Raw genomic sequence first — 20,439 nt, 5'->3', positions numbered from 1 at the left:
ATAAATGGATAGAGCAGCAGCATACCCGGCTGGTTTGCCAGTAACCCGGGCTGTCCATTACAATGACAGTAAACAGGCTGACAATGCCGAATTCCCGGGAGGAGAAGATGACATGGTAGCATGGGACCGTGCCGCATGGGGACAATTAACAGTTAAAGAGAAAATTCATGCGATGCAGGAAGTGCTTAACCAGCTACCCGCTGGCTTCGAGTGGCTGCGGTTAGAAAGGTTCGAACGTTACGGCCAGTCTTTGGAAACTGGGATCTTCTTGTATGAGGGCAGTGAATATGTGTTCGTGCCGGGTGACTCGGTGACCCTGGGCCGGGCAGAGGCTCATTCCCATGCCCCGATGTCCCCGCTTCGCGAAGCCGTGATCCATCCGATGCTGGTGCAGCGTCCCCCCATCTCGGCAGGCTGGTATGAGTATGCGGTTGAAGGGCTGGACCCTGAAGAAGACGGGGATATTCTCGAAGCCATAGAGGAGTTCCGTCAGGCTCCGCACACCAGCTATGAATACTCCCAGTATTTCCGTCTTGAACGGGACGGCGGACAGATCATCCTGTATCTGTTCGACGATAGTGAGACGTTCGAAGAATGGGTGGAATCGGAGCTGCCAGAGGGATTCAGCCTGCCAAGCGAGGACGAATGGGAATATCTGTACAGCGCGGGTGCCCGGACATTATTTCCGTGGGGCGAGGAGATTGACGAATCCATGCGCCTCAGGCATGTGTCGGGTTCAGGGGAGGCTAATGCTGAGGACCCGTATCCGCTAGAGCTGCCGAACGCGCTTGGCCTCTGCTTCCCCGGCGACCCTTATAAGAAAGAGCTGGTCCTGACACCGGACGGTATAACTGGCAAAGGCGGCGACGGCGGCTGCAATCTGCACGGCGGACTTGGCGTTGCCACCGGGTATCTCCCAACTGCGACCGCTTTCCGCGATCCTTATGAGAGCGAGCTGGATTGGCCAGAGCTGATGGATTGCCTGGTGTACCGGCGGGTGATCAGGCTGTAGAAGTAATAGTTAATGAGACGTCCTCACTAAGACGTCCAAAAGCCGCCCTTCCTTCGCATCAAGCGAAGCCGGGCGGCTTTTTCCATTTTATTAGTTATCAGTGTCTCAAAGGCTGCTTAGCTCACACACTCTGCGATATACGCTCGCGCGGAGTAGAGTCTGCTCCATCCGCCCCGGAATCCGGCGTCTGATCCAGTTCTTCCACACGTGCCACATGGAGTTCCTGCTCATTCTGATGAAGCTCCTTGACCATATTCCTGTAGATATGGGCTTCTTGACGGTCCAGGCCGTCACGATTCTCTTTCATTATCCAGGTTTCCATGGTTTTCTTGAGAATTTCGCCTTTTCGTTCCAACAGTTTCGTATAAGTCAACAATCTTCATTCCCTTCCTGATGCTTGATTTCAAATGCCGGGTGGTGAAGCGCAGATGATTACGTCCGGCGTAATGTTTATTATTATACGGCAAAGCCGCGCAGACCCCAACGGGGAGCATCATGCCTCATACGGAGTGAGCAGTGCTGAGCGCAGAAGACCCGGACTCAGCCTGCCGGTTCGTAAAAGTACGGTCATATGCTCCCATTTACAGCCCTATACGAGCTTAAGTATCTTGTCTTTCGTTGGAGATTTTAACATCGGCAGTTAACTTCTGACTAAACATTGCTTATAATGATTTCACTACAGCTTAACCTTGGTATAGCTCACTTTCAGCCAGAATAACCCGAAGGAGGAAATATATTGTATAAAGTGCTGATTGTAGATGATGAAATTTTTGTGCGGAAGGGCTTAATCAAGATATTGAATGAGTGCTCGCTGCAATTCGAAATTTGCGGGGAAGCCGAGAACGGGGAGCAAGCGCTTACCCTGATTGAACAATTGAACCCGGAGCTGGTCATTGCCGATATCCGCATGCCTGTGCTGGATGGTCTGGGTCTGATCCAGAAGGTGAAGACGGAGCTTAAGCAGCAGCCGATATTTATTATTCTAAGCGGATACGCTGATTTCTCTTATGCCCAGCAAGCCTTCCGTTACAATGTCTCCGACTACATCCTCAAGCCGGTTGACGAACAGGAACTTACCGCCGCCCTGAACAAGATCACCCGTACGCTGAATCAGAAGCAGCTCCTCTCCATCACTAAGGAAAAGCCGCTGGTTGAAACGGTCATCGAAAGCCTGCTGCAGACGCAGCCCGATGATCAGGTCATGGAACGGATTGCCTATGCGCTGGAGCTACCGCTCTCCTCTTCCTATACGTATGTCATTGCTGAAGTCCAGGACCAGCTTCCACCCGGCGAAATGGATTATATGCCTGCTCTGAAGACCTCGCTGCAGCATTATTTCCGGCAGGAGGTACAGACGCTGCTCCTTCATGTGCGCACGAATAACCAATACGGCATTATCGTGCCTGAGCTGTGGATGGATGAGCGGAATCGCGGGGAACGGAGCAGCTATAGCAACCTGCTGGATACACTGGAGCGGGAGGCTGGAACCACCCTGGCTTTCTTTATAGGCCATAAGGTAAGTCATCTGAAGCAGATTGTTGTGTCCGGCGCCAGTGCCGAGAAATGCCTGAATTACCGGTTTGCCGCCGGTTTCCAAGGCATTTATATGGCGGACGAGCTGCTTGAGCTGCCTTTATATTACTTTGATATTGATGAAGGGCTGCACAGCAAGCTCATCTATGAGGTGGAAGCCAATAACGCCGTAGGCTACAGCACGGTGGTTGACGCCATATTCACCCTGTTTCAGGAACGCCACTTCGCACCGGGGGCTGTCACGAACACAATCCGGCGCAGTATGATTGCCATCATCAACATTATCCGCCAGCTTGAAGGCGATGAGAACACGCTGCAATGGATGACGGAGCTGCTCCACTGGCCGCTTAAGTACCGTAATCTGCATCAGCTGAAGCAGGTTTTTCAGCTTTTTATCGGTGAGGCCGCTGAATATATCGCAGAGAAACGCGGCGGCAAAAGCGAAGGAAATATTGAAAAAATAAAAAAATACATCGACGGTCATTACCGGGAAAACATCTACCTGAAGGGGATTGCTTCCGATTTCGACATGAATCCGGTCTACCTCGGGCAGTTATTCCGCAAAACCTACGGAGTGTATTTCAATGAATACCTGCTGACGCTGCGGATTGAGGAAGCGAAACGCCTGCTGCGCCAGACCAAGAAACGGATGTACGAAATTGCTGAGCTGGTCGGCTTCCAGAATGCTGATTATTTCGCCACCCAGTTCGAAAAGCTTGAGAATATGACGCCTACCGATTACCGCAATCTGATGATCGGGCAATAAATAAGGAGGCTCCCTTCCGTGTTCAACTTTCGTCTGAATCATATGAAGCTTAGAAGCAAGCTGATCGTCATCTACATTGTATGCGTGTTCATTCCAATCATCCTGACCAATGTGATGTTCTACCGGGTAACCACTGCCAATATCAAGAATCAGAAGACCGCGGATGCCGAGCAGGCGATGACTCTGTTACAAGCCGAGCTGAGGACAGTTATTGAAGATGCAGCAGGCATCTCCTACCTCTACTCCATTGACAGGCAGCTCACCCAACATCTGAACACGACCTATGCGTCCACGGACCGTTATGTGGAGTCGCTGAATGCCATCTCGAATCTGTTCAACCGCACCGACAAGGAGAATAAAATCATGAGCTCCTCTGTCATTATGACGGACAATCCGACCGTTCTGTCCTCGGGACATATCATACAACTTGAGGATGAGATGCGGAATCAGGACTGGTATAAACAGATCAGTCAATTCAGCAATACACATCCCCATCTCTACGTTACGCCAGACAGTATCAGTATCATCCAAAGACTTACAGACCGCCGGCTTGAGACCTATGAGCATGTATTCAAAATTGATCTGAATATGAATTATATCCGGCAGATTCTGGACTTATCCAGCTTCAGCGGGGATTTCTATATTCTCGACCCTTCCGGCCAAGCGCGCTTCGGCCGTCTCTCCAGCGGTACGCCCAGCAAGCTGGTTGCTGCAGGACAAGCCCTGACCACAAATGAGATTCCGAAGCCGAAGCAGGCCATCGTAATCGGCAAGACCTACCAGAACAACCGTTATTTGAGCGGATGGTCCGTCTACGGCGTGCTGGATGAAGCGCTCATTCTGTCCGATGTCAGACAATCGGGCCAATTTATCCTGTGGTTTGCCGGGATTAACTTCCTTGTGCCTACCCTAGTGATCGTGATCATGTCCCGTTCGATCCACACACGTATCAAAAACATCCTGAAGCACATGAAGTCCGTAAAGGACAAAAATTTCGGTCTGATACCCTATCACCTGGAGCGGGATGAGATCGGTGAGCTTACGGTAGAATTCAACCGGATGAGCAAACGGATCGAGAATCTGATCAATGATGTGTATGTAGCGGAGATTCAGAAGAAGGAGCTGGAGCTGCGGCAGCGGCAGGCTCAGCTTCATGCGCTGCACAGCCAGATTAATCCCCACTTCCTGTTCAATGCACTGGAGACCATCCGGATGCGGAGTATGATGAAGGGCGAGACCCAGACGGCCCGGACGATCCAGAACATGGCGAAGATCTTCCGCAAATCAATCATGTGGAAGAGCAGCTTCGTTACGATCCGCGAGGAGCTTGAGTTGATCGAAAGCTTCCTGGAGATTCAGAAATACCGCTTCGACAACAAGCTTGAATATCACATCGAGGTGGACCAGTCCTTGCTGGGCATCGAGATTCCGAAGATGGCCTTCCTGCCTTATGTGGAGAACGCCAGTATTCATGGCATTGAGAATATCCCCGGGATCGGCTATATCAACATTCAGATCGCCCAGGAGAACGGTCAGATCGTGTTCGTTATCGCGGATAATGGCGTGGGAATGGATCAGGAGAAAATCCGGGAGCTTCAGCATTACTTCGAGGACACTTCGGCTATGGGAGACTCCATCGGTATGAAAAATGTGATTACACGGCTGAGAATATACTACGGCGAATCCTTCACCTTCACTATCACCAGCGAGCCTGGAGCGGGAACACGCATCATGCTCAGGCTGCCGCTCCATAATAAATAAAGCCTGTTTCTTAATTATTCAAAGACTGATCTAAGGTTTGCCCTGTAACAAAGTTAAACGCTTTCTTTTATAATGAGGATGTTCAATAGCACAAAGTAAAGAAAGGGGATATGAAATGCGTACAAAGAAATGGTTGCAAACCGGACTGGCTGTTGTTATGGCTTCGGCACTCCTTGTAGTTGGCTGCTCAAACGGCAACTCAGGGGAAAAGAACAGCGCATCCGGCGGAGAAAACAGCGAAGTCAGCACAGAACCGGTAACATTCACTTACTTCGGCTTCGGGGCCAACAAGGATACCATGGCCAGTGATACCACCATCGGTAAGAAGCTTCAGGAACAGACAGGTGTAGACTGGAAAATGGAATACGTAGTTGGCGATGGAAGCACCAAGTCCGGTGTTATGATTGCCGGAGGCGACTATCCTGATGTCATCTCTCCAGTCGGCGAGCTGGCCAAGCTGCTCGACGCCGGTGCATACATTCCGCTTAATGATCTGATTGAGAAGTATGGTCCTAATATCAAGCGTGTCTACGGCGACTACATGAACAAGATCACCAATGAAGACGGCAACATCTATATCCTTCCCTTCACTGCAAATGTAAACGGATACTTGTCGCCGCCGGACCCTAGCAGCACCTTCTGGATGCAGAGACGCGTCCTTAAGGAATTCGGTTACCCGGAAGTGAAAACGCTTGACCAGTACTTTGACCTGATTGAGAAATACCAAGCTAAGTACCCTAAGGTGGATGGCAAAGACACTATCGGCTTCGCCACCTTCGCCGGTACAGCCGGTGAATTCTTCACCATCACCAACCAGCCAATGCATCTGGCCGGTTATCCGAATGAAGGCGGCGTCCTGGTGGACATGGAGTCTCATGAAGCCAAGCTGTATCAAGGAACCGAAGATGAGAAGCGCTGGCTGGCCAAATTGAACGAAATGAACGGCAAGGGTCTGGTTGACCCTGAGACGTTCACAGCGAACAAAGACCAGTATCTGGCGAAGCTGACCTCCGGCCGTGTACTTGGATATGTCAACTATTCCTGGCAGATCAACGACGCCACTAACAACCTGAGATCCGCTGGTAATGACGACCTGCGTTACGTTGCCCTTCCTATCGTATTTGACGAAGGCATTAAAGACGCTTATGTTGATCCTCCTTCCTTCGTGAACAACCGCGGGCTGGGCATCTCTGTCAGCGCGAAGGACCCGGTTCGCATCATCAAGTATTTCGACAACCTGCTGACCGATGAGAACCAGAAGCTAGTAGAGTGGGGCATTGAAGGCGAAACTTATACTAAGAACGCTGAAGGCCGTATGGTGATGAGCGAAGAACAGCTGACAAACCGCAACGACAATGATTTCAAACGTAAATTTGGCTTCGCTTATTTCGATTATGAATGGCCGCGTTATGGCGACAACTCCGTGTATGATGACGGAAATGCCCATGTTCCGTTCAACCAGCCGGAAGTTGCAGCCATCAACTACACCGAAGGCGACAAAACACTGCTGAAGGCCTACAACCTGAAGACCTTCTCCGACTTCTATGCCGAGCCGGTAGAGCGTCCATGGTACCCTGCCTGGAGTATTGAGAAAGAACCGGGCTCCCCTGAGCAGCTATTCAGCCAGAGAGCCGGCGATTTGCAGCAGAAGTACTATCCTCGCATGGTGCTGGCTGCCCCTGGCCAATTTGAAAAGGTCTGGAATGAATACCTGGCCGAATACAACAAGCTCGATGCTAAGGGCTACGAAGAATTCATGACTAACAAGGTAAAAGCCCGCGTTGAGGGCAAGTGGTAAGCTGAGCGCTGACCGCAAGCATGATGAACCGGGAAAAGTGAAGCTCGCCTTCACTTTTCCCTTCTACACTTACACTGGTTAGCAAATAGAGAATATGGAGCTAGGAAAGGGGACGGTACAGGTGGGGAAAACCGCTGTGCAGTTGGCAAAATCGAATAACACCGGCACTTCGCGCTTCAAATCTTTTTTTAAAGAGCTATCTAAACAAAAAATGCTGATGCTGATGTCACTGCCCTTTCTGTTATGGGTGATTGTATTCAAATACCTCCCGCTATGGGGATGGACGATTGCTTTTCAGAAATTCAAGCCAGCCAAGGATCTGTTCGACCAGAAGTGGGTCGGCTGGGATAATTTCAAGTTCCTATTCCAGGAACCGCAGTTCTACCGCGTACTTCGTAACACTCTGGTTATGAGCTCCATTAACCTGGTACTGGGTTTTGTAACGGCCATTGTGCTGGCCCTTCTGCTGAATGAGCTGCGTAATATATTCTTCAAGCGCACCGTGCAGACGATCAGCTACCTGCCTTACTTTATCTCCTGGGTCGTAGCAGCTAATATCGTGCAAATGGCACTGGCACCGGAAGGGATCATCAATGTGCTGCTGGTCAAAATGCAGCTTATTGATCATCCAATTCTGTGGCTGGGCGAAGGCAAGTACTTCTGGGGAATACTCGGGGTTACGGAGGTCTGGAAGAATGTCGGCTGGAACACCATCATCTATCTGGCAGCCATCACCTCCATCGACCCTTCTCAATATGAAGCAGCTGAGATTGACGGGGCTTCCCGTCTGCAAAGAATGTTCTATATTACCCTGCCGGGTATCAAGCCGGTTATCGTGCTGATTCTGATCATGAACCTGGGCCATATTCTGGAGTCCGGCTTCGAGGCGCAGTACCTATTAGGTAACGGGATGAACCTCGACTACTCGGAGAATCTGGATATCTTCGTACTGAAGTACGGGATGCAGATGAATAACTTCGGGCTTGCCACCGCAGCGGGTATGTTCAAAACGCTGGTCAGCTTCATTTTCTTGATCGCAGCCAATAATATCGCCAAACGTATGGGCGAAAGCAGATTGTACTAGAAAGGAGGACACAAGTTATGGCTAAATCCAAAGCTAATTCATACCGGAATTCTTCATTAGGTGACCGGATCTTTGATATCTGCAATACGGTCTTCATGATTCTCTTGGTGACTGTCACCCTCTACCCGTTCCTGAATATGTTTGCTCTATCATTCAATGAAGCGAATGACTCCGTCCGTGGGGATATCTATATCTGGCCGCGGGAATGGACACTGCGGAACTTTGAGTATGTGTTCAGTGAATCCAACATTTTCTATTCGACCTTCATCTCCGCAGCACGGACGATTGTCGGGACTGTGGTCTCCGTATTCTGTACAGCGATGCTTGCCTATACGGTCAGCCGCCCGGAATATAAGCTGAAGAAGTTTGTGTCTGTCACATTCATCTTCACCATGTACTTCAGCGGCGGTCTGATCCCGGGCTACCTGCTGATCAAAGAGCTGAATATGCTTAATACCTTCTGGGTCTATATTATTCCGGGCATCATCGGCGTATTTAATATGATTGTCATTCGTTCCTTCATCGAGGCACTGCCTGAGGGGCTGATGGAATCCGCCAAAATCGACGGCGCCGGAGACTTCATTACGTTCTCGCGTATTGTACTCCCGCTGACGGTTCCGGCTCTGGCTACTGTCTCCTTGTTCGTAGCGGTCTATCAGTGGAACTCCTGGTTCGACGTCTTCCTGTATAACTCATCCATGCCGAACCTGAGTACGCTCCAGTATGAGCTAATGAAGATGCTGTCTACGTCCAACACCGCGATGTCCAGTTCCTCGGCTGCCGATGCCTTTGCGAACGCGCAGGGCAACAAAGCGACCGTTACACCGACCTCTATCCGTGCCACGATGACCATTGTGGCCAGTGTACCGATTATCATCGTCTATCCGTTCCTGCAGAAGTATTTCGTCAAAGGGATGGTTGTCGGCGGGGTCAAAGGCTAAGTCTTACGGGCCAAATAATACCGTTAACACAAACAAGCGATCCACCGGGGCTGTCAGCCTCTGGAGGGTCGCTTGTTTTTAATTGCAAGCCCTAATTCATTAGATCCTTGAACGTCGCAGCGAATCAGTTACTCACCTCGAACGAATTACTACACGGTACTGTCTCCGCACCAGCGAGTGATTCCTTCATTTATGGTTTGCATTGGATTTGGAACGGATAGAGGAATCGCCCAGGCAATATGTCCATCCGGGCGAATAAGCGCCGTGTGGACGTCGTTCCAATCCGCGTCAGCCTCAGCCAAAGAGGCATGTACAACTTGAAGGTTGCTATATGTTTCCCATTGACTGCTATTCTGTTCATTAGAATGGAAATGCAGCAGAAGAAAAGTACCTTTGTGTAGTAACGGATAGGCGTTAATCAATGGCCCGTCTTTCAGCTTTAAGCTTAGATCCTTGAAACGTTTCCCATTTAAAGGATGGGGAGGCGCTTCGGCGTCTGGATCATAATGTACATCCATTGCGGAAACTTGTGCGGCGATTTGATAATTAGCCTCCGGTATTTGAATCAGTTTAGCTAACATGCTTCGAAGTTCCGTGATAGGGGGAGTCACGTCCAGAAGCAGGGTTTGGACCTCGGTATTCCGGAGCAAGGCCGTATTCCATGGAAAGCGTTCGGCATGATAACTGTCCAATAGCCAGTCCGGAGCCCAGCCTTTGATTGCTCCTGCAAGCTTCCAGCCTAAGTTCATCGCTTCTTGTAAGCCGACGTTCATTCCCTGTCCACCAGCGGGAAAATGAATGTGCGCCGAATCTCCCGCCAAGAACAATCGACCATTCCGATAGCGTCCAGCTTGCCGCGTCGCATTTCCGAAACGGGACATCCATTTCACATCGTTCAATCCCAGATCGCTTCCGGTCGTACGGATGAGCGATGAACGAAACTCTTCCAATGTAACGGGCTCATCCTTAGAGATGTTACGTCTCTCCATATCGATCATCAAGACCCGATACATATGATCATTGATCGGCATGATACTGACCAATCCTTTTTCTGTAATCCGGGATATGACACTCATAGGAGCCAAATCAGATAGAACGGCATCCCCCAGAATCGCCGTGAAGGTCGCATCTGTACCTTCATATGTTATATTTGCATGCTTGCGAACCAAACTTCTGGCTCCATCCGTACCTACCACATAAGCTGATCTTAACGTTGTTTCTCCATGAGGTCCTGCGATCTTAACGTCAACCCCATCCTCATCCTGGTGTACAGATAGAGCCTCAACCTCTCTCCAGACCTCTGCGCCAAGGCTAAGCGCCCATTCCTCCAACACCTTCTCCGTCTCACTCTGCGGTAAAAAGAGAGTGTGATTGGAAGAAGAATCCAACACCGTGAAATCCAAAGGAGTTTCTAATCCGGCGAAATGTCCTCTCGAAAGTAAGCGGCCTTGACTGATTAATTGTGATTTCACTCCACGCATATCTAATATTTCAAGAGTTCGAGGATGTACGGTAAGCGCACGTGAATAAGGGGTTGTCTCTTTTAATCGCTCAATGACGCAGACCTTTACACCGGCTAATGCCAATTCCCCGGCCAGCATCATGCCGACAGGCCCGCCACCGATCAGGATGACTTCATATTTCATATCAAACCCCTCTTTTCTTAAACATTATGGGAAGATCACGATAGCGTCTATTTCGATAAGCCATTCAGGATCGGCTAGTGCTTGAACGCCTATATAGGTACTTGCTGTCTTCGGCCAGTTAGGGCCAAACACTTGAAATCCTGCCTCAAAAATAATCGAAATCAATTCCGGGTTGTGGTTTACAACAAAAATATTCATTTTTACAATGTACAAGGGATCCGCTTGCACGGCTTCCAATGCATACTTAAGGTTGGTGAACACTTGAATCGCTTGCGCGTAATAGTCCCCTGAACCGACCAATGATCCTGTTTCATCTACAGAAACCTGACCTGAGATGAAGGCCAATTTGGAGGCAGTAGTTACCACGACATGAGAAATTACAGATGTAACCTTATCCGTCAAGGTCTTCGGATTTACGGCTTCCATAGGCAGGTATGCTCCATTTCCATATTTATAAATTCCCTCTTGAAAAGTGGACAAGTATTTCCGGCAAACCTCCTTCATCAATTATTGTTTCGTTAGAACCTTTTTTATTGCCTGTTAAAACAAGTGTGATGAAAATTATATAAAATTTTAGTTTCATACGAAACAATATCATTTTACTTGTTTATTCTTTACCATGTCAACCCCAATCCCAATATGGGTATGCCCGTATGTTTCTCAGAGAACAATATATGATATAATAAAACAAATAAGTCGAGGAGCCAGCATAATGATGGATACTGCCAGTAAAAACAAAACTGCCATTCATGAATTTTTCGTTCAGTTTCTTGAGCAAAAAGAGCAATATGAAACCCGAATAACTGCCACATACCTGAAGGATATCCGGAAGCATATTGAATCAGAATTCAGCTTGAATATGACGGAGCTGCACACCATTGCGTGCATCGGAGAGCAGGAGCCGATCAATCTCACTTCCATCGCGGAGAGAATCAATTTAAGTAAAGGAAATACCTCCAAGATCGCAAATAAATTACTAAAGGCAGGTTGGGTGCGAAAAGCCCAGTTCAACGACAACAAAAAGGAAGTGTATTTTCGGCTAACGCCTATCGGCAAAAAGCTATTTGCTGCTCATGAGGGGCTTCATGCGAAGGAAAAGCAAAGAATGTACGAATTTTTGGAAAGATATAACGAAAGCGAGCTCGAATTTATTAAACGGCTGTTTGGAGATATGGTGGACTTCTATCGCTAACGAACCCAATGAATTGTACATAGGTTAGAGCCCATTGCAGAAATGAAAACGGCTACGCTATCCTCTTAAGGACAGCGTAGCCATTTATACAGAAAATGAAAGGTATTCTGTCGATCGCCACGAACAGATGATTGTCGCACACGTGGGGTTCAGATAGCCGCTTCTCCGCCCTTCCCCTGCTGCTTAACTGTAAAATTCCCAGAATACAAGCTGGGTCAGTAGAATTGCCATCATCACCATGGGCACGATGACGGACCAAGGATAACGGGCCGTTGAAGCAGGCGACGGAGTCAGGTGCCTCTTCCTGGTTAGAAACAGCGCAGCGATAAGCAGTGCAGCCAGTCCGGTCAGTGCAATATTCACTATGATCTGCGGATACACCTCCGCATAGGCACGTTCATTGTTGCTGAGCATGCGTAAGGCCAGCACCAGATTATTCGCTACCAGACCGGTACCGGTAAAAGTCAGCCCGGTCGTCAGCTTCCGGTTGGCGGAACGGGGTGCAGGACGGTTACGACTAGCTTTCCTTTTACTCAGAAGTGCCTGTACCAACAATACAAATGGAGCGATTGCGAAATAGACGATGGCCAGAGCCGCAAGTACTGCACTTAGAATTAGTAACGGCATGGACCGGCCCGGAGACAGCGGCAGATAATCGGAGGTATACACCGAGACGGCCTCTACCTTCCCCTCACTGACTTTGGCATACAGCATCGGCCAGGCATCCAGCCCTGAATCTCCGCCCGTCTTCGCATAGAGGTAAGGCTGAACCTGCTGATAGCTTCCGCTCATCCCGGCAAGTGACACCTTAAGCTGATCTGCTCCCTGTGGCTCAAGCTTCATCATCGTCAGATAAGGGAACAGCTTCATGAAGCCATGTCCGGGACGGCGCGCTGCCACGAATCGGCCTTCTACCTCTGATACGTCCGGCAGAACCGCTGCCTCCGTCTGCGCTCTCTGTCCCACTACTGCTTTGGTCAGACCATGAACAATATGGGATTCGCCCGCCTGATTCGTCATAATCACGACTGCAAACCGGTCTTCAGGCACCAGCATAAGATTGGTGGCAAAAGCAATCGTGTTCCCGCCATGCCCCAGCGTCCGGTGAACTCCCGGATACTCCCAGAACCCGTGGGCGATGCCCGGCATGTCTTCAGCAGCGGAATGACTGCGGGTCAGCATCGTATCCAGCGTTCCTGACTTCTGAAACAGCGGAGATTGCTCTCCGGCGGCAGGCATGAAGGCCATGGCGAACTTGGCCAGATCCTCAGCCGTCCCGTTATTTCCGCCGTTCGGGTACATGGACATATAATTCCATGACCCTTGATTGAAGGAGCCTGGTCCGGCGAAGAAGTATCCCTTGGCCTTATGCTCCAGCAGCTCCGGGCGGTCTTCCACCACAGAATACGCCATGGAATGCTTCATACCCAGCGGCTCAAAAACATGCTGCTGGACGTATTCATGATACGGTTGTCCGCTGATGCGCTCCACAATATAGGCAGCCAGTGAGTTGCCATAGTTAGAATAAGCGACTACCTCTCCGGGTCTGTAGATCTGTGCGGGCTGGGCCAGCTTCAGCCCCTCTTCCAGTGACCGCACTTCCTCAGGAGACTGGTAGGCCATATCGAACATATACTCTTCAAATCCGGCATTGTGATTCATCAGATTCAGCATCGTAATCGGCTCATCGTATTTCAGCTTCTTCAGGAAATTCTCCGGCAGCAGCTTACGGACATCTTGATTCAGGTCCAGTTTGCCCTGCTCCGCCAGCTGCATTACGGATGCCCATACAGCAAGCTTGCTGATGGAGCCCCATTCCATGACCGTATCCGGGGTGACGGGGATCTGCTGCTCCACATCGGCATAGCCATACCCCTTGGACAGAACCACCTGTCCATCCTTCACCATAACCACGGATGCGCCTACGGTCTGCTTCCCTATGTACTCTTTTACATAATCGTCGACAAAAGCTTCCAGACTGGTCAGCGGAATGCCGGACGGGGTAGCTCCCCCTGCTCCGCCGCTGCCTTGCTCAGCTGCAAATGCTGTAAGGCTGCCCGATAGCAGCAATAGTGCCGCGAGCATGATTGTAATGCTTCTTTTCAACAAATAAGACCTCTCCTTTAGTCGAGTAAAATCATGCAGCCCTCCTATTCTAACAAAAAATCTCAACGATTACCGGGAAATTTCCTTCGCGTATAAGGAGCACTTAAGATTTGAACTTGAAGCTTCGTCGTCACTGCGGTGAACATTTGGACTTCCGGCCGCTGTTGTCCCCAGATTTCTGGATTAATATCGCTCTTGGCGGTGGAAATCCGGTGACAAAGGCGGTCGCTACCGCTCCTACAGTTCCAAATTTCCCCTCCGCTTCTTTGCTTTTTGTTATTTTCTTTAGTGCTTCTTATATAGTATCTTTAATAGAAGCAACATGATCACCTTTATGGGAGAAGGGCTTACTTATGAATAAATTCCACACCACCTTAGCTTATATTAATGAAACCTTGTACGCGCCAGCCGGCTTCATTGCAGATTCCATACGTGAAGAACCGCAGAATGCCGAATATGGAGCGGGTACATTCCAACTGGGTGCCCTGTCGGTCCGGTTTCGGGTTGCCAAAATTACCCCCACGAAGACCGGTCAATTTGTCGCGATGTGGGAAAAAAATGCCGAGCGTAAAAACCAGGCCTTCTCCTATGCCGATGCCCCTGATTTGCTGGTCATTAACACCTTCCACCCCGTCAGCGGGGAGCTTGGACAGTTTGTTTTTCCCAAAGACCTGCTGAAAATGCATGGCGTGCTGGCAACCGATAATGCACCGGGTAAAATGGCGATACGGGTATATCCGGCCTGGGATACCGTCACCAATAAGCAGGCTTCAGCTACTCAGACCTGGCAGCTCCCTTATTTCGGAAGAGTTGATCCGATGAACAATCACCATATGCAGGTGTTAACCTCGTTGTATCAGAATTCTTTATTCCGATGAATCCGCACGGCAATCAGATATGACACTGCGAACAGGAATACAGCAGGGATCAGGGTGGCATACCCGGTCTCAGGACCATTAAAGTTCACATCGTCCCTATACAGGTTCAGCAGCATCCACACCAGGAAACGAAGGCCCAGCGATAGCCCTGCCGATATCATCACCATCTGCTCGCTTTTTTCCACACCGAATTTAAGAATGACCGGATAATAGATCGCCAGTGTGGAGATAGATAAAGATAAACCGAAGGTATACCCGGTGGACAGGTTCAAATGTGCTATGTCTCCCTTGCTTACATAGGTTAATGCCAGAGTCACCAGACTTACAGCGGTGCCCATGAGGATTAACATCAGGAAGGACAAATACTTCGCATGGATGACCGTTTTCCTTCTGATCGGCATGGTGAGTTCAAACCGGTTCCATTTAGAAGCCTCATCCATCTGCAGGGAGGCCCCGATGCTCAACACAAAAATCCAAATCTGCGCCGCGATGACTGCATTCAGTACGCTGTGATCCACCCCGGCAAAGGAAACCAGCGACAGAAGCAGCGCAATGCCGAGGGAGGATTTGATGTTATTTTGCAGTGAGTAATAATTATTTAACAGCAGCCCGCGCATATTATTTCTCCCCCTTTACGAGCAGCAGCAGAATCTCATCAATGGATACCTGATCCACCGTAACGCCGCTGTACTTCTGTCCAAAGCCTTGTTTATCCTCGACCAGCACATCAATCTGATGCTCCCTTACTCTATAAGTCAGCCGATCTCCTTCCGCAATCCGCTTGAACTGTTCTCTTGTGCAGCGGGCAACACCATAGTCATAGATCAGCTCATCTTTCACTGCTGTCAGAATAATCTTCCCTTGATGAATGAAGGTGATATGATCGGCAATTTTCTCAAGGTCGCTTGTGATATGGGAGGACATCAGTATGGCGTGGCGCTCATCCTCTACGAACTCCAGGAATACCTCCAGTATCTCCTCTCTGGTCACAGGGTCGAGGCCTGAGGTCGCTTCATCAAGGATCAGCAGCTTGGGATGATGCGACATGGCGGCGGCTATGGCAAGCTTCATCGTCATGCCCCGGGAGAATTCCTTGATCTTTCTATTCATTGGCAGGGCGAACTTGTCCGTAAGCCTCACGTAGAGCGCCTGATCCCATTGCCTGTAGATTCCGCGCATTACCTTAGCAAGCTTGCCTGGGGTCAATACCTCCGGGAAATTAGCAGAATCAAGTACAACCCCGATGTCTTCGCGTAATGCAGTGTCTCTATCCGTCATCTCCTGGCCCATCAGCCGGATCGTCCCGCTGTCCTTATGAACGGTATTCAATATAGATTTGATGGTTGTCGTCTTACCGGCCCCATTCTCCCCCACGAACCCCATAATCGTTCCGCTGGGAATGGAGAAGGATACATCGTCCAGCACAAAATCAGAATCAACATAGGACTTGGTCAGCCCGGTTATTTCTAAACTAAGATTCATGATTACCCTCCTTATAAAAGATAGTCAGCATCTCAACCATCTTCTCCAGTTTGATTCCGCCCGCATGGGCGATTTCTGCGGCTTGTCTCAGATGCTCATCTGCCTGCTTCTGCTGCTCTTCCTGAAATACATCCCGGCTCACGGCGGAGACAAAGCTTCCGCGCCCCACCGTAGTGTCGATGAATCCGTCGCGCTGCAGCTCCTCATAAGCCTTTTGCACCGTAATTACACTGACCTGAATGGACTTGGCCAAGGCGCGCATCGAAGGAATGGAATCTCCCGCCTGAAGCTCCCCACTCATAATCTTGCCTTTGATCTGTGAAGTGATCTGTTCATAAATGGGCTTGTTTCTGTTGCTGCTGATGATGATCTCCACACGCTTCCTCCTTGTGCGAACAGTGTACTTATTGTACCAGTACAATATAACTGATCTATTGGTTTTTGTAAACCTGCTAAATAACCATACTCTTATGACATACAAAAAGGGCCAACCCCAGCTTGAGGTCAGCCCTTCCGCCTTACCTATTGTGCATTCGAGAATCGAACATGAATGGACACTACCTCCGAGCGTGAGCCGATACGGATCGGCGGCCCCCAGAAGCCATAGCCTGAAGAGACGATGGTATGAAGCTGTCCTTTCTGCAGATAACCCCAGTCATTCTCGAACACTCTGGAGGTGATCAGATTGGCAGGCGCGATCTGCCCGCGGTGCGTATGGCCGGAGACCATCAGATCGACTCCCTGCTCCTCGGCGGTACTGAATTCAACCGGCTGATGCTCCAGCATGAACACCGGCTTGGCAGGATCTACGCTCTTGGTCAGATCCGCCAGCTTCGCGCGTTCCTTATCACTATAATCCTTGCGTCCGATCAGCGTCAGCCAGCCGCCCACCTCGACGTCTTCGTCATAGAGCACCTGAATCCCGCTCTCCTCCAGCAGGCTGAGGATCTCCTCGGTCCCGCCTTTGAACCGGTCATGATTCCCAAGCGAGGCGTATACGCCAAGCGGAGCCTGAATCTCCGATAAAACTTCGCCGATCCCCTTCTCCTTATAAGGCCGGACATCATCATCTACAATATCGCCGGGGAGCAGAACAAGATCCGGCTGGAGCGCATTGATCTCCTTGACCATCCGCTCCGCATGGCGTTTGCCGGATAAATAGCCGAAATGCATATCTGAAGCCATCACGACATGAAGCTCGCCGTTCGCCGGTCCCGGCTTGTCGATCTGTACCTCATAGGCACGCACCACCGGACTGTACGCATTATAGCTCCCATATCCAATCAGGCCCACCAGCACCACCAGCGTCAGGATACCGGACCACTTCTGAACGGCATGGCGCGGCAGGCGGCTCAGCTTCGTGAGCCAGACCATAAGATGCACGAGCGGCAGCAGCATGAGGAGCAGACTGAATATGGCCAGCCAGTAGCTCCCGATAACGCTGAGGATGGCCGATCCGGCCACTAGCCGGGAGAGGATCAGCGAGCTGGCCAGGAAGATCAGCGCAATGATATAGAATAGCCGGAATCTGCCCGACACTACCGGCTTAATCCAGCCCCAGCCGCTCCAGCCAATATAGAATACAATTAAGGCGTATATCGTAATAAATACCAGCCCGAGAATAATAAACATGTCCTCAACTCCAATTTGTGATAAATAAATATAGGGTTTGGCTCTTGATAAAGTCTTACTGCTTCCCATAGAATAGTATAGTTATCTTTCTATAATCTGAAGCGGTATATTCAAATGACAACTTGGAGGATTTCATCATGGCCAAACCCTTTTTTCCGCGGCTGCAAGGAAACAGCCGGGGCTGCTTGACCTTTGAGCCTTTTTTCCTGATTCCCTTTAGTATGTTCTCTACCTATGCCACCTTGTACATGTACGAGCTGGGACTGACGGAGGTGAACATCGGATGGATCACAACCATCGGACTGATTGTACAGGTGTTCTCGTCTTTGCTCAGCGGATATTTAACGGACCGTCTGGGACGCAAGCGGGCTATTTTATATTTCGACCTGCTGAGCTGGAGTCTGGCAACCTTGCTGTGGGCCTTTTCACAGAACCTGTGGTTTTTTGTGGCGGCCGCGGTGATCAACGGATTCCAGCGTGTGCCGCATATCGCCTTTTACTGCCTGATTGTTGAAGATACCCGTCCCGCTGACCGGACCTATGTATTCACATTACTGCAGATCATCGGGGTTATCGGAGGACTGTTCGCACCGCTGGGCGGTCTGCTTGTCCACCAATACGGTATGGTTCAAGGCATGAGGATCATGTATGTGCTGGCCTTCCTCTTCATGACCTTCCAGTTCGTAGGCCGTCATCTGACGACCCGGGAGACCGAAGCCGGGATCAGGAAACGGCAGGAGATCCGGGAGCTAAGCCTTAGAGAGAGTCTGGTTGAATATGGCGGCGCTTTCCGTGACCTGGGGGCTGAGCGCAATCTGCTGCTGATCTTCGGCGTCTATATTCTGTTCAACTTCCAGGCCACGCTGAAAAGCACCTACCTGTATCTGTATCTCGCAGATTATATTCATCTGGACAGCGGCATTCTCTCTCTGTTCCCGGCGGTGTCCTCGGTCATCATGCTGTTGACCCTGTGGCTGCTGATGCCCAGAATCCCGGATCAGAGCGCTAACCGCTCCATGATGGCCGGCTTCGGCTTATCTGCTCTCTCGAATGCCATGCTGGTTCTCTATCCTTCAGCAAGCTTCATCTGGATCGGGCTTAGCACCATTCTCGCAGCTGTGGGACTGATGATCAGCTCTCCTTATCTGGAGGCAGCCGTGCAGAACGCGATTGATGATGATAAACGGGCGAAGGTATTCTCTATGCTGTCCGTGCTGATCCTGGTGTTCACCGCACCTGCGGGCATTATCGGGGGCTGGGCATACAAGCTGGACCCGCGAATCCCCTTGTGGCTGGTTACGGCAGCCTTTGCCGCCTCGTATCTGCTGCTGCATCTGTACCGCAGACGAACCGTACACCAGCACGCTTCTAATTAACCTCTGCCATCCGTTCATAGCCAAATATCACAACAGGGATGTCCCGCAGCGACTCAAGGTGCTTCGGACATCCCTGTTCTTATTTGATTATGACGAGGATGAATCGGTCTTCGCCTGTTCCTTCAGCTGTTCCTTCTCCAGCGCCCCCTTGAGGTCATCCTGGATGCGGCGGTTCCAGAGCGGAACACCGGAACGGTAGGCCGCACGGCCGGTCAGATGGGCAGACAGCGGCGAAGTCATGAATACGAAGACGATTCCCAGCAGCAGCTTCGCACTGACGAAATCGAGAAAAAAGGCAAAATAGAGAAACGCGCCGCTGAGGATACAGAGCACACCCAGCGTAGCACTTTTGGCTGCGGCATGTGATCGCAAATAGACATCCGGCAAGCGGATCAGCCCCACGGAACTGACGGCGCTTAGCAGTGCACCGGTCAGAATAAGCAGGACAAACAGTAATTCAACTGCCGTCTTGATCATTTCCATATTCAAACACCACTCCCCTTTCGATATATCTGGCCAGTGCCATCGTGCCGATAAAAGAGAGAATTCCGATGAGCAGAATATATTCGATATAGGCCTCGGTCTTAAACAGGATCGAGAGAACCGCTACCATCGCCAGCAAATTGATTCCAATAGTATCCAGCGCAGCCACCCGGTCAGGCAGTGAAGGTCCCTTGACCAGCCGCCAGGCGCAGATGGCAATAGAGATTACCATAATGGAAAGCGACAGCATGAGGATAAAGTGAATCATGAACGGGTCACCTCCAGAATCGCGCGTTCAAACGTATTGCGGATATTCGCGTCGAACTGCTCCACATCCGTTATATCCATCGCATGAATATATAGGGTGCGGTTGTCTTTGGATACCTCCAGCACGACGGAGCCCGGTGTAAGGCAGAGCATGGTGATCAGCACCGCTACCTCCCAGTCCGACTTCAGCTCTGTATGGTACATCAGAATAGCCGGGCGGATGTTGAGATTCGGTCTAAGCACTGCCTTCACCACAACATAACTGGATACGACCAGCTCCCGCAGCAGCAGACCCGCCAGCTTCAGGATCGCCCACACTTTGCCCAGATACAGCCGCCCGCCGAAGAACCGGCGCATGACAATGAGAACGGCAACCCCCAGCGCGTACCCGACGATGAAGCCGGAGGCCGTCCAATCATTATTCAGGAACATCCACAGGAAGGCTATCATGAGATTCAATAATATTTGAAAGGCCATCTTCA

Annotated in this window: 21 protein-coding genes; 10 read left to right on the top strand and 11 right to left on the bottom strand. The window is 50.3% G+C overall.

The genetic code is table 11. The features are described 5' to 3' along the window. Positions 1–4 precede the first annotated feature (4 nt). The gene (locus HQN87_RS01725; RefSeq protein ID WP_216857096.1) at positions 5–1,012 is read left to right on the top strand and encodes an SUMF1/EgtB/PvdO family nonheme iron enzyme; all 1,008 of its coding nucleotides are present in this window, start codon (positions 5–7) and stop codon (positions 1,010–1,012) included. 121 nt (positions 1,013–1,133) lie between these two features. Here the strand turns inward: HQN87_RS01725 and HQN87_RS01720 are convergent, their stop codons facing one another. After that, entirely contained in the window at positions 1,134–1,367 is a 234-nt protein-coding gene (locus HQN87_RS01720) for a hypothetical protein (protein WP_254075314.1), read from the bottom strand. A gap of 390 nt (positions 1,368–1,757) precedes the next feature. Here HQN87_RS01720 and HQN87_RS01715 point away from each other — a divergent pair, with 390 nt between their 5' ends. The 5 genes from HQN87_RS01715 (at position 1,758) to HQN87_RS01695 (ending at position 8,895) form a co-directional block, all read left to right on the top strand. After that, complete coding sequence (locus tag HQN87_RS01715) at positions 1,758–3,311, top strand: response regulator (protein WP_367272653.1); 1,554 nt, start codon at positions 1,758–1,760, stop codon at positions 3,309–3,311. Positions 3,312–3,329: 18 nt separating this feature from the next. Then, a complete protein-coding gene (locus HQN87_RS01710; protein WP_173126747.1) occupies positions 3,330–5,072 on the top strand; it encodes a sensor histidine kinase in 1,743 nt (580 codons plus the stop codon). Between the two features lie 115 nt (positions 5,073–5,187). Continuing rightward, complete coding sequence (locus HQN87_RS01705) at positions 5,188–6,870, top strand: ABC transporter substrate-binding protein (protein WP_173126744.1); 1,683 nt, start codon at positions 5,188–5,190, stop codon at positions 6,868–6,870. A gap of 121 nt (positions 6,871–6,991) precedes the next feature. Next, on the top strand, positions 6,992–7,954 hold the full coding sequence (locus tag HQN87_RS01700; RefSeq protein ID WP_246553588.1) for an ABC transporter permease: 963 nt from the start codon (positions 6,992–6,994) through the stop codon (positions 7,952–7,954). 17 nt (positions 7,955–7,971) lie between these two features. Next, entirely contained in the window at positions 7,972–8,895 is a 924-nt protein-coding gene (locus HQN87_RS01695; protein ID WP_173126740.1) for a carbohydrate ABC transporter permease, read from the top strand. 149 nt (positions 8,896–9,044) lie between these two features. On the opposite strand, the gene HQN87_RS01690 is transcribed toward HQN87_RS01695, so the two are convergent. Then, entirely contained in the window at positions 9,045–10,541 is a 1,497-nt protein-coding gene (locus HQN87_RS01690) for a monooxygenase (RefSeq protein ID WP_173126737.1), read from the bottom strand. A 24-nt stretch (positions 10,542–10,565) separates the two neighbouring features. Continuing rightward, the gene (locus tag HQN87_RS01685) at positions 10,566–11,021 is read right to left on the bottom strand and encodes a RidA family protein (protein WP_254075312.1); all 456 of its coding nucleotides are present in this window, start codon (positions 11,019–11,021) and stop codon (positions 10,566–10,568) included. Between the two features lie 235 nt (positions 11,022–11,256). Here HQN87_RS01685 and HQN87_RS01680 point away from each other — a divergent pair, with 235 nt between their 5' ends. Further along, the gene (locus HQN87_RS01680) at positions 11,257–11,733 is read left to right on the top strand and encodes a MarR family transcriptional regulator (RefSeq protein ID WP_173127650.1); all 477 of its coding nucleotides are present in this window, start codon (positions 11,257–11,259) and stop codon (positions 11,731–11,733) included. Between the two features lie 183 nt (positions 11,734–11,916). On the opposite strand, the gene HQN87_RS01675 is transcribed toward HQN87_RS01680, so the two are convergent. Continuing rightward, positions 11,917–13,842: a serine hydrolase domain-containing protein gene (locus tag HQN87_RS01675; protein WP_173126736.1), complete on the bottom strand. Its 1,926-nt coding sequence runs from the start codon at positions 13,840–13,842 to the stop codon at positions 11,917–11,919. Positions 13,843–13,949: 107 nt separating this feature from the next. Here HQN87_RS01675 and HQN87_RS01670 point away from each other — a divergent pair, with 107 nt between their 5' ends. Together HQN87_RS01670 and HQN87_RS01665 are read left to right on the top strand one after the other, a co-directional pair. Next, complete coding sequence (locus tag HQN87_RS01670; RefSeq protein ID WP_173126733.1) at positions 13,950–14,165, top strand: hypothetical protein; 216 nt, start codon at positions 13,950–13,952, stop codon at positions 14,163–14,165. Positions 14,166–14,192: 27 nt separating this feature from the next. Next, entirely contained in the window at positions 14,193–14,717 is a 525-nt protein-coding gene (locus tag HQN87_RS01665; RefSeq protein WP_173126731.1) for a MepB family protein, read from the top strand. Here the strand turns inward: HQN87_RS01665 and HQN87_RS01660 are convergent. The 4 genes from HQN87_RS01660 to HQN87_RS01645 form a co-directional block, all read right to left on the bottom strand. Then, positions 14,696–15,334, bottom strand: coding sequence for an ABC-2 transporter permease (locus HQN87_RS01660; RefSeq protein ID WP_173126728.1), 639 nt, complete (start codon positions 15,332–15,334; stop codon positions 14,696–14,698). The genes HQN87_RS01665 and HQN87_RS01660 overlap by 22 nt on opposite strands. 1 nt (position 15,335) lies before the next feature. Then, on the bottom strand, positions 15,336–16,199 hold the full coding sequence (locus HQN87_RS01655; RefSeq protein WP_173126725.1) for an ABC transporter ATP-binding protein: 864 nt from the start codon (positions 16,197–16,199) through the stop codon (positions 15,336–15,338). Further along, positions 16,189–16,575, bottom strand: a complete 387-nt coding sequence (locus HQN87_RS01650) for a GntR family transcriptional regulator (protein ID WP_173126722.1) — start codon at positions 16,573–16,575, stop codon at positions 16,189–16,191. Before HQN87_RS01650 ends, HQN87_RS01655 begins: the two co-directional genes overlap by 11 nt. A 146-nt stretch (positions 16,576–16,721) precedes the next feature. After that, positions 16,722–17,831 (bottom strand): metallophosphoesterase, encoded by a 1,110-nt coding sequence (locus HQN87_RS01645; RefSeq protein WP_173126719.1) that lies wholly within the window; start codon positions 17,829–17,831, stop codon positions 16,722–16,724. A gap of 137 nt (positions 17,832–17,968) precedes the next feature. Between HQN87_RS01645 and HQN87_RS01640 the strand changes: the two genes are divergently transcribed. Next, a complete protein-coding gene (locus tag HQN87_RS01640; protein WP_173126717.1) occupies positions 17,969–19,207 on the top strand; it encodes an MFS transporter in 1,239 nt (412 codons plus the stop codon). Between the two features lie 87 nt (positions 19,208–19,294). Here HQN87_RS01640 and mnhG read toward each other — a convergent pair whose 3' ends face one another. From mnhG to HQN87_RS01625, 3 genes are read right to left on the bottom strand one after another with little or no spacing between them, the layout of a single operon-like run. Then, on the bottom strand, positions 19,295–19,690 hold the full coding sequence (mnhG, locus tag HQN87_RS01635; protein ID WP_173127647.1) for a monovalent cation/H(+) antiporter subunit G: 396 nt from the start codon (positions 19,688–19,690) through the stop codon (positions 19,295–19,297). Beyond that, the gene (locus tag HQN87_RS01630) at positions 19,665–19,958 is read right to left on the bottom strand and encodes a Na(+)/H(+) antiporter subunit F1 (protein ID WP_173126715.1); all 294 of its coding nucleotides are present in this window, start codon (positions 19,956–19,958) and stop codon (positions 19,665–19,667) included. Before HQN87_RS01630 ends, mnhG begins: the two co-directional genes overlap by 26 nt. Further along, a complete protein-coding gene (locus tag HQN87_RS01625) occupies positions 19,955–20,434 on the bottom strand; it encodes a Na+/H+ antiporter subunit E (RefSeq protein WP_173126712.1) in 480 nt (159 codons plus the stop codon). Before HQN87_RS01625 ends, HQN87_RS01630 begins: the two co-directional genes overlap by 4 nt. Positions 20,435–20,439: the final 5 nt, after the last annotated feature.

It is taken from the genome of Paenibacillus tritici (genome assembly GCF_013204885.1).
In the GTDB taxonomy this organism is placed as follows: domain Bacteria; phylum Bacillota; class Bacilli; order Paenibacillales; family Paenibacillaceae; genus Paenibacillus_AQ; species Paenibacillus_AQ tritici.
The sequence above is the reverse complement of the archived record's forward strand: the minus strand, read 5'-3'. Positions and strand labels throughout refer to the sequence as shown.